Source organism: Pseudomonas morbosilactucae, assembly GCF_023241715.1.
GTDB classification, from domain to species: Bacteria; Pseudomonadota; Gammaproteobacteria; order Pseudomonadales; family Pseudomonadaceae; genus Aquipseudomonas; species Aquipseudomonas morbosilactucae.
The window spans coordinates 252,544-262,252 of record NZ_JALQCW010000008.1 but is presented as its reverse complement, the minus strand read 5'-3'; the positions used below and the strand labels follow the sequence as shown (position 1 = coordinate 262,252).

Here is a 9,709-nt window from a genome sequence, read left to right as displayed (position 1 = left end):
GCGCGCCTGCCGTACCTGTTCGCCACCTGCCGCTTCGCCCATTACCTGAAGTGCATCGTGCGCGACAAGATCGGCTCGTTCAAAGAGAAGGACGAGATGCAACGCTGGCTGCAGGACTGGATCCTCAACTACGTGGACGGTGATCCGGCCCACTCCACTGAAACCACCAAGGCCCAGCACCCACTGGCCGCGGCGGAAGTGGTGGTCGAGGAAGTCGAAGGCAACCCCGGCTACTACAACTCGAAATTCTTCCTGCGCCCGCACTACCAGCTCGAAGGGCTGACCGTGTCGCTGCGCCTGGTATCCAAACTGCCTTCGGCAAAAGGCGCTTAACCCCCCTGTAGGAGCCGGTCTGCCGGCGATGCACTCAAGGGCGCCTCGTTGGTCCGAAAGCGAGCGCTATCGTTGACGACCATCGCCGGCAAGCCGGCTCCTACGGATTCATATCTGTACCACCGTGGCAGTGGCCACACAGGGAGAACACATGGCTGTCGATATTTTCATCAAGATCGGTGACATCAAGGGCGAGTCCATGGACAAGGCCCACAAGGACGAAATCGACGTGTTGAACTGGAGCTGGGGCATGTCCCAATCCGGCAACATGCACGTTGGCGGTGGCGGCGGCGCAGGCAAGGTGAACATCCAGGACCTGTCGCTGACCAAGTACGTGGACAAGGCTTCGCCGAACCTGATGATGCATTGCTCCAGCGGCAAGCACGTGGACAAGGTGCGCCTGACCGTGCGCAAGGCCGGCGGCGAAAGCCAGGTCGAGTACATGATCATCGACCTGGAAGAAGTGCTGATCACGTCCCTGAGCACCGGCGGTTCGGGCAGCGATGACCGCCTGACCGAAAACATCACCCTGAACTTCGCCCAGGTGATGGTCGAGTACCAACCGCAGAAAGCCGACGGCAGCAAAGACGGCGGCCCGATCAAATACGGCTGGAACATCCGCTCCAACACCAAGCGTTGATCCATCGCGCCCCCGACGCCTGCGTCGGGGGCCGTTTGCCCTGACCCGAATTCGCTCCACTCCCGCCCGGTGCCCGACTGATGACCAAGCCTTTGTTGATCAAGCTGCGGAACCGTTGTGCCCTTGCGGGTGCCTGCCATGGCGCACCAGCCAGTTTTTTGGGGGGCCGCTGCGTTGATCACTGAAATCGCCGCCCGCGACCGCCTGCAGCCGTCCTTGCTGGACCGTCTGACCGACGACGAGCCCGGCCACCTCAAGGAAAGTGCCGACAAGCGCGTGCTGTCCCTGACCCAGCTCAAGGCCTCGGTGCTGCGGGACCTGGCGTGGCTGCTCAACACCACGTCGCTGCTGGATGCCGATGCCACGTTGCACACCCCCGCCGGCACTTCGGTGATCAATTACGGCCTGCCGGCCCTGGCCGGGCACAGTGCCTCGAGCATTGATATCAATGCCCTGGAAAGCCTGATCCACCAGGCCATTGCCACCTTCGAGCCACGCATCTTGCGCAGTACCCTGCGGGTGCGGGCCCGCAGTGCGCCCGGGGAAATGAACCACAACGCCTTGAGCTTCGAGATCGAAGGCGACCTCTGGGCCCAGCCCATGCCCCTGCGCCTGCTGCTGCAAACCGACCTGGACCTGGAATCGGGCCATGTGCGGGTGCGCCAGGCCGAGCAACGGAGACGCTCATGAATCCCCGTCTGCTGGAGCTGTACAACCAGGAACTGCACCACGTGCGCGAGAGCGCCGCGGAGTTCGCCAAGGAATACCCGAAGATCGCCAGCCGCCTGACCCTGTCGGGCATGGACTGTGCCGATCCGTATGTGGAGCGCCTGCTGGAAGGCTTTGCCTACCTCACCGCGCGGGTGCAATTGAAGCTCGATGCCGAGTACCCGACCTTCACCCACAACCTGCTGGAAATCGCCTACCCGCACTACCTGGCACCGACGCCGTCGCTGACCGTGGTGCAGTTGCAGGCCGATCCCGATGAAGGCTCCCTGAGCAGCGGTTTTACCCTGGAGCGCGGCACCAGCCTGCGGGCCGCCCTGGGTCGCGACAGCCAGACCTGCTGCGAATACCGCAGCGCCCACGCGGTCACCCTGTGGCCGCTGCAAGTCAGCCATGCCGAGTACTTCGGCAACCCGGCGGCAGTGCTCGGGCGCCTGGCCGCCAGCGAGCCCAAGGCCAAGGCCGGGCTGCGCCTGACCCTGCGCACCGGCGCCGAGTTGCCGTTCAGCAGCCTGGCCCTGGAGCAGTTGCCGCTCTACCTCAATGGCAATGACGAGCTGCCGTTCCGCCTCTACGAGCAACTGCTGGGCAATGCCTGCGCGGTGTTCGCCCGGGCGCCCGGGGGCGACTGGGTCGAGCGTCTGCCGGCCAACGCCTTGCGCGCCAAGGGCTTCGACGACTGCGACGCGGCGCTGCCGGTGGTGCCCCAGGCTTTCCAGGGCTATCGCCTGTTGCAGGAATACTTCGCCCTGCCCAACCGTTTCCTGTTCGTCGAGTTCGCCGAGCTGGGCCGTGCGGTGCGCCGCTGCGAAGGCCAGGAGCTGGAGCTGATCGTGCTCTTCGAGCGCCACGAACCAAGCCTGGAAGGCAGCGTCGGCAGCGCCCAGTTCGTGCCCTTCTGCACCCCGGCGATCAACCTGTTCCCCAAGCGCGTGGACCGTATCCACCTGTCGGACCGGGTCAACGAGCACCATGTGATCGCGACCGCACCCGGCCGATGGATTTCGAAATCCACTCGCTGTGCGCCGTCAGCGGCCACGGCACCGGGCCGGAGCAACCGTTCCTGCCGTTCTACGCGGTGCGTGACCCGTCGCGCTATGGCCGTGACCAGGCCTACTACAGCCTGCGTCGCGAGCCACGAGTACTGTCCAGCGACCAGCGACGCAACGGCCCGCGCTCCACCTACATCGGCAGCGAAACCTTCGTCAGCCTGGTGGACAGCCAGCAAGCGCCCTATCGCCACGACCTGCGCCAGCTCGGTGTAAGTGCCCTGTGCACCAACCGCGACCTGCCGCTGTTCATGAACGTCGGCGGCGGCAAGACCGACTTCACCCTGGCCGACAGCGCCCCGGTGCAGGCTGTGCGCTGCCTGGCCGGGCCAAGCCGCCCGCGCCCCAGCCACGCCCACGACGGCAAGGCCTGGCGCCTGATCAGCCAGTTGTCGCTCAACTACCTGTCGTTGAGTGAGCAAGGCCAGGGCGCCGCCGCCCTGCGCGAACTGCTGCGCCTGTATGGCGACAGCAACGACGCGGCCCTGCAATTGCAGATCGAAGGCCTGCGCGAGGTCAGCAGCAAGGCGGTGACCCGGCGCCTGCCCATGCCCGGGCCGATCGTTTTTGGCCGGGGCCTGGAGATCACCCTGGAGTTCGATGAAAACGCGTTTCGCGGCACCGGGGTGTTCCTGCTCGGCGCCGTGTTCGAACGCTTCCTGGCACGTTATGTGTCCCTCAACAGTTTTACCGAGACGGTGATCCGTACCACCGAACGCGGCGAGATCATGCGATGGAAAGCCCAGCCCGGACGCCGTCCGACCCTTTGAATACGCTGACGGCGATGCACGCCGAGCCCTGGGAGTACGACTTCTTCCAGGCGCTGCGGCGGATCGAATGCCTGTCGCCCCAGCTGCCGCGCTTCGGTCATTCCCTGCGCCTGGCCGACGACCCGCTGCGCCTCGGGCAGCAGGCCGACTGCACCTTCGCGCCCTCGACCCTGGCCTCGGTCGAGCCCGGTGTCGACGGTGCGCCTGCACGCTTGCAGCAGTTTTTCTTCGGCCTGGGCGGGCCCAACGGCCCGCTGCCGCTGCACCTCACCGAGTACGTACGTGAACGCCAGCGCAACCAGGGCGACAGTACCAGCAAGGGCTTCCTCGATGTCTTTCACCATCGCCTGTTGAGCCTGTTCTACCGGGCCTGGGCCGAGGCCCGGCCGACGGTGAGCCACGACCGCCCGGACGACGATTACTGGTCGGCGCGCCTGGCCGCCCTCAGTGGCCGGGGCATGCCCAGCCTGCTCAATCAGGGGCTGATCCCGGACACCGCCAAGCTGCACTACAGCGGCCACCTGGCGGCGCAGACCCGATACCCGGATGGCCTGCGGGCGATCCTCGGAGAATATTTCGGGCTGCCGGTGCAGATCGAGGAATACGTCGGCCAATGGTTGGAGCTGCCGGAGCGCAGCCGCCTGGGGGTCAACGCCCATCAGTTGGGAACGGACTTCTGCCTGGGCAGCCATGTCTGGGACCGCCAGCACAAATTCCGCATCTGCCTCGGCCCCCTGAGCCTCGACGCCTACATGGGCATGCTGCCCGACGGCCAGCAGTTCAAGGAGCTGGTGGCCTGGGTCGCCGAATACCTGGGTTTCGAACTGGACTGGGACCTGAACCTGATCCTGCTTCAGGACGAAGTGCCCAAGCTGCAACTCAACGGGCGCCAGCGCCTGGGTTTCAACACCTGGCTCGGCCGCCCCGCGGCGGACCCCAAGGACCTCATTCTGGCCCGGCACTACGCCGATCAGGCCGCCACATCACGCACCTCAAGGAGCACAGAGCATGGGTGAAATCAGTCGCGCAGCGCTGTTCGGCAAACTCAACAGCGTCGCCTACAAAGCCATCGAAGCCGCCACGGTGTTCTGCAAACTGCGGGGCAACCCCTATGTGGAACTGGCCCACTGGCTGCACCAGTTGCTGCAATTGCAGGACAGCGACCTGCACCGCCTGATCCGCCAGTTCAACCTTGAACCGGCGCGCCTGGCCAAGGACCTGACCGAGGCCCTGGACCGCCTGCCACGGGGCTCCACATCGATCACCGACCTGTCGTCCCACGTTGAAGAAGCGGTGGAGCGCGGCTGGGTCTACGGCAGCCTGATGTTCGGCGAAAGCCAGGTGCGCACCGGCTACCTGGTGCTCGGCATCCTCAAGACCCCGAGCCTGCGCCATGCGCTGCTGGGGCTGTCCAAGGAGTTCGAGAAGATCAAGGTCGAGGCCCTGAGTGAGCGCTTTGACGAGTACGTCGGCGACTCGCCGGAAAACGCCCTCGGCGCCAGCGATGGCTTCAATGCCGGCGCGGTTCCAGGCGAAGCCAGCGGTGCCATGGCCCCCAGTGCCATGGGCAAGCAGGAGGCCCTCAAGCGCTTCACCGTGGACCTCACCGAGCAGGCTCGCAGCGGCAAGCTCGACCCGATCGTCGGCCGTGACGAAGAGATCCGCCAACTGGTGGACATCCTCATGCGGCGGCGCCAGAACAACCCGATCCTCACCGGTGAAGCCGGCGTCGGCAAGACGGCCGTGGTGGAAGGTTTTGCCCTGCGCATCGTCGCCGGCGACGTGCCGCCTGCCTTGAAGGATGTGGAATTGCGCAGCCTCGATGTCGGCCTGCTGCAAGCCGGCGCCAGCATGAAGGGCGAGTTCGAACAGCGCCTGCGCCAGGTCATCGAAGACGTCCAGGCCTCGCCCAAGCCGATCATTCTGTTTATCGACGAAGCCCACACCCTGGTGGGTGCCGGTGGCGCCGCCGGTACCGGCGATGCGGCTAACCTGCTCAAGCCGGCCCTGGCCCGTGGCACCTTGCGCACCGTGGCCGCCACCACCTGGGCCGAGTACAAGAAGCACATCGAGAAAGACCCGGCCCTGACCCGCCGCTTCCAGGTGGTGCAAGTGGCCGAACCGTCGGAAGACAAGGCGCTGTTGATGATGCGCGGCGTGGCCTCGACCATGGAGCAGCACCATCAGGTGCAGATCCTCGACGAGGCCCTGGAAGCCTCGGTCAAGCTGTCCCATCGCTACATCCCGGCCCGCCAGTTACCGGACAAATCCGTGAGCCTGCTGGACACCGCCTGCGCCCGCGTTGCCATCAGCCTGCATGCTGTGCCGGCCGAGGTGGACGACAGCCGTCGGCGCATCGAGGCCCTGGAGACCGAGCTGCAGATCATTGCCCGGGAACAGGCGATCGGCGTGGCCATCGGCAACCGCCAGGTCAACAGCGAAAGCCTGTTGGCCACAGAACGCGAGCGCCTGGCCGAGCTGGAAAGTCGCTGGGCCGAAGAAAAGACCCTGGTCGACGAACTGCTGGCAACCCGTGCCCAACTGCGGGAAAACGTCGGCCTGGTGGACAGCGACATCGGTGATGAAAGCCACGGCCTGCGGGAAAAGCTGGTGGACCTGCAACAGCGCCTGAGCGCCCTGCAAGGTGAAACCCCGTTGATCCTGCCGACCGTGGACTACCAGGCGGTGGCCTCGGTGGTGGCCGACTGGACCGGGATTCCCGTGGGGCGCATGGCCCGCAATGAACTGGAAACCGTGCTCAACCTCGACCAGCACCTGAAGAAACGCATCATCGGCCAGGACCACGCGCTGCAGATGATCGCCAAACGCATCCAGACCTCCCGCGCCGGCCTCGACAACCCGAACAAGCCGATTGGCGTGTTCATGCTGGCCGGCACCTCGGGGGTGGGCAAGACCGAGACCGCCCTGGCCCTGGCCGAAGCCATGTATGGCGGTGAGCAGAACGTCATCACCATCAACATGAGCGAGTTCCAGGAAGCCCACACCGTGTCCACCCTCAAGGGGGCGCCACCGGGTTACGTCGGCTACGGCGAAGGCGGCGTGCTCACCGAAGCGGTGCGGCGCAAACCCTACAGCGTGGTGCTGCTCGACGAAGTAGAGAAAGCCCACCCGGACGTGCACGAGATCTTCTTCCAGGTGTTCGACAAGGGCGTGATGGAAGACGGCGAAGGCCGGGTGATCGACTTCAAGAACACCCTGATCCTGCTCACCACCAACGCCGGTACCGAGCTGATCGCCAACGTTTGCAAGAACCCGGACAACGTGCCCGAGCCGGAAGAGATCGCCAAGGCCCTGCGCCAGCCGCTGCTGGAGATTTTCCCGCCGGCACTGCTGGGGCGCCTGGTGACCATCCCTTACTACCCGCTCAGCGATGTGATGCTCAAAGCCATCACCCGCCTGCAACTGGGACGGATCAAAAAGCGCGTGGAGAGCACCCACAAAGTCGCGTTCGACTTCGACGACGAGGTGGTCGACCTGATCGTCTCCCGCTGCAGCGAAACCGAAAGCGGTGGCCGCATGATCGACGCCATCCTCACCAACAGCCTGCTGCCGGACATGAGCCGTGAGTTCCTCACGCGCATGCTCGAAGGCAAGCCGCTGGCCGGGGTACGCATCAGCCAGCGCGACAACGAACTGCACTACGACTTCAGTGAGCCGGCCTGACCCCGCGCCCCTGCTTGCGTAGGAGCTGGCTTGCCAGCGAAGGCATCCGTGAGATCGCCATCGCCGGCAAGCCGGCTCCTACAAGAGGCCGGCCAGGCACACTACGCATTCAACGAGACTGACGATGGTATTTCAGCAATCCACACGACTGGCGCAGGTCACCAGCCCCCTGGGGCCAGATGTCCTGGTGCTCAAGAGCCTGGGCGGCGGCGAAGAGCTGGGGCGTCTGTACGACTACCAGTTGCAGCTGACCTCCCACGACGCCGCCATCGACTTGAACCAGTTGCTGGGCAAGCCCATGGGCGTCAGCGTGCTGCTCGACGACGGCAGCCAGCGCTACTTCCACGGCATCGTCGCGCGCTGCAGCCAGAACATCGACAGCGGCCAGTTCGCCAGTTACCAGGTCACTCTGCGGCCCTGGCTGTGGCTGCTGAGCCGCACCTCCGACTGCCGGATTTTCCAGAACCTGAGCATTCCGCAGATCATCAAGCAGGTGTTTCGCGACCTCGGCTTCTCGGACTTCGAAGACGCCCTCAGCCGCCCCTACCGCGAGTGGGAATACTGCGTGCAGTACCGGGAGAACAGCTTCGATTTCGTCAGCCGACTGATGGAACAGGAAGGCATCTACTACTTCTTCCGCCATGAAAAGGACCGCCACGTGCTGGTCCTGGCCGACGCCTACGGCGCCCACACCACGGTGCCCGGCTACGCCTCGGTGCCCTACTACCCCAAGGACGAACAGCAGCGCGAGCGCGACCACCTGTTCGACTGGCACCTGGCCCAGGAAGTCCAGCCCGGCTCCCTGGAACTCAACGACTACGACTTCCAGCGCCCCAGCGCACGGATCGACGTGCGCTCGGCCATGCCTCGTCCCCACAGCGCCGGCGACTACCCGCTGTACGACTACCCCGGCACCTACGTGCAAAGCCAGGACGGCGAGCACTACGCCCGCACCCGCATCGAAGCCCTGCAGAGCCTGCATGAGCGCATCGAGCTGGCGGGCAACGCCCGGGGCATCGGCGCGGGCCACTTGTTCAGCCTGACCGGCTTCAGCCGCCAGGATCAGAACCGCGAATACCTGATCGTCGGGGCCCGCTACTACGTGGTCCAGGAGAGCCTGGAGAGCGGCGCCAGCGGCGGTGCGGCGCAGTTCGAAAGCAGCCTGACCTGCATCGACGCCCAGCAAAGCTTCCGCCCCCTGGCCAGCACCAGCCGGCCCATCGTCAAGGGGCCGCAGACGGCGATTGTGGTGGGCCCTGCGGGCGAGGAAATCTGGACCGACCAGTTTGGTCGGGTCAAGGTGCACTTCTACTGGGACCGCCACGACCAATCCAACGAGAACAGCTCCTGCTGGATTCGCGTGTCCCAGGCCTGGGCCGGCAAGAACTGGGGCTCGATGCAGATCCCGCGGATCGGTCAGGAAGTCATCGTCAGCTTCCTCGAAGGCGACCCCGACCGGCCGATCATCACCGGCCGCGTGTACAACGCCGAGCAGACCGTGCCCTACGACCTGCCGGCCAACGCCACCCAGAGCGGCATGAAGAGCCGCTCCAGCAAAGGCGGGAGCCCGGCCAACTTCAACGAAATCCGCATGGAAGACAAAAAAGGCGCGGAGCAGCTGTACATCCACGCCGAGCGCAACCAGGACATCGTGGTCGAGGTCAACGAAACCCACTCCGTGGGCAATGACCGGGTCAAGAGTATTGGCCACGACGAGTACGTGACCATCGGCAACAAGCGCACGCGCATCGTCCAGCACGTGGATGAGCTGACGGTGGGCGAGAAGAAGCTCGACAGCATCGGCCAGAGCTACGTGATCGAGGTCGGCGAACGCCTGCGCCTGGTGTGCGGGGCCAGCATCCTGGAGCTCAATGCCAGCGGCCAGATCAACCTGTGCGGAGTCAACATCAGTGTCCACGCCTCAAGCGACGCGCAGATCAACACCGGTGGCGTGCTGCACCTGAACAACGGCGGCGGTCCGGACACCACCACCGAGGGCCAGGGTGTGCAGGGCGCCATCAGCGCCAAGGCCAAAGCGCCCTTTTCCGCCCCCAAAGGCTAATGAACGGATGCCCATGCCATGACCTATCGCCTCAATGAATTGCAGTTCCAGCTGCCTGCCGGCGAACTGCAGGACGCCTCGATCAACATCCTCAAGTTCCCGGCCCTGGGTACTTCGCTGATCGTCAGCCGCAGCCTGTTGGGCGACGGTGAAACCCTGGAGAGCAGCCTGGCCAGCCAGTTGCAGCGGCTGGAACAGCAAGTGCAGGAACTGCGGGTCAAGGGTCCGCAGCCGGTGCTGCTGGGCCCGGCCCAGGACATTCCGGGCCTGGAGCTGCGCAGCCAGTTCAGCAAGGGCAGCGAGCAGGTGTTCCAGTTCCAGCTGGCCCTGGTGCTGCCCGGCACCCGGCAGATGCTCGCCATGAGCTACGTCAAGGCGCAGAAACTCGGCGACACCGAAGCCGCGCACTGGGCGCAGATCAAGAACAGCCTGGTGCTGGGCTGAG

The 9,709-nt window shown here is 65.1% G+C and carries 6 protein-coding genes and 2 pseudogenes; all 8 read left to right on the top strand.

The window, feature by feature from the left end:
• Window positions 1-333, top strand: a pseudogene (locus M1B34_RS05730) (type VI secretion system contractile sheath large subunit); the annotation flags it as partial.
• Between the two features lie 151 nt (window positions 334-484).
• Window positions 485-973 (top strand): Hcp family type VI secretion system effector, encoded by a 489-nt coding sequence (locus tag M1B34_RS05725; RefSeq protein WP_123327864.1) that lies wholly within the window; start codon window positions 485-487, stop codon window positions 971-973.
• A 174-nt stretch (window positions 974-1,147) separates the two neighbouring features.
• Complete coding sequence (gene tssE, locus M1B34_RS05720; RefSeq protein ID WP_268264630.1) at window positions 1,148-1,663, top strand: type VI secretion system baseplate subunit TssE; 516 nt, start codon at window positions 1,148-1,150, stop codon at window positions 1,661-1,663.
• Window positions 1,660-3,518 (top strand): annotated as a pseudogene (tssF, locus tag M1B34_RS05715) (type VI secretion system baseplate subunit TssF). The gene tssE and the pseudogene tssF overlap by 4 nt, the downstream one beginning before the upstream one ends.
• Window positions 3,482-4,534 carry a type VI secretion system baseplate subunit TssG gene (gene tssG / locus M1B34_RS05710; RefSeq protein ID WP_123327866.1) on the top strand — a complete coding sequence of 351 codons (1,053 nt, stop codon included), beginning with the start codon at window positions 3,482-3,484 and terminating at the stop codon, window positions 4,532-4,534. The pseudogene tssF and the gene tssG overlap by 37 nt, the downstream one beginning before the upstream one ends.
• Entirely contained in the window at window positions 4,527-7,202 is a 2,676-nt protein-coding gene (tssH, locus tag M1B34_RS05705) for a type VI secretion system ATPase TssH (protein WP_268264629.1), read from the top strand. The genes tssG and tssH overlap by 8 nt, the downstream gene beginning before the upstream one ends.
• A gap of 124 nt (window positions 7,203-7,326) precedes the next feature.
• A complete protein-coding gene (locus M1B34_RS05700; RefSeq protein WP_123327868.1) occupies window positions 7,327-9,264 on the top strand; it encodes a type VI secretion system Vgr family protein in 1,938 nt (645 codons plus the stop codon).
• A gap of 18 nt (window positions 9,265-9,282) precedes the next feature.
• Window positions 9,283-9,708: a DcrB-related protein gene (locus M1B34_RS05695; protein WP_123327869.1), complete on the top strand. Its 426-nt coding sequence runs from the start codon at window positions 9,283-9,285 to the stop codon at window positions 9,706-9,708.
• Window position 9,709: the final 1 nt, after the last annotated feature.

What these genes read in the sequence shown, in the direction of transcription:
- tssH (WP_268264629.1), top strand. Translation starts at nt 4,527, where the DNA reads ATGGGTGAAATCAGTCGCGCAGCGCTGTTCGGCAAACTCAACAGCGTC.
- M1B34_RS05700 (WP_123327868.1), top strand. Translation starts at nt 7,327, where the DNA reads ATGGTATTTCAGCAATCCACACGACTGGCGCAGGTCACCAGCCCCCTG.
- M1B34_RS05695 (WP_123327869.1), top strand. Translation starts at nt 9,283, where the DNA reads ATGACCTATCGCCTCAATGAATTGCAGTTCCAGCTGCCTGCCGGCGAA.
- tssG (WP_123327866.1), top strand. Translation starts at nt 3,482, where the DNA reads ATGGAAAGCCCAGCCCGGACGCCGTCCGACCCTTTGAATACGCTGACG.
- M1B34_RS05725 (WP_123327864.1), top strand. Translation starts at nt 485, where the DNA reads ATGGCTGTCGATATTTTCATCAAGATCGGTGACATCAAGGGCGAGTCC.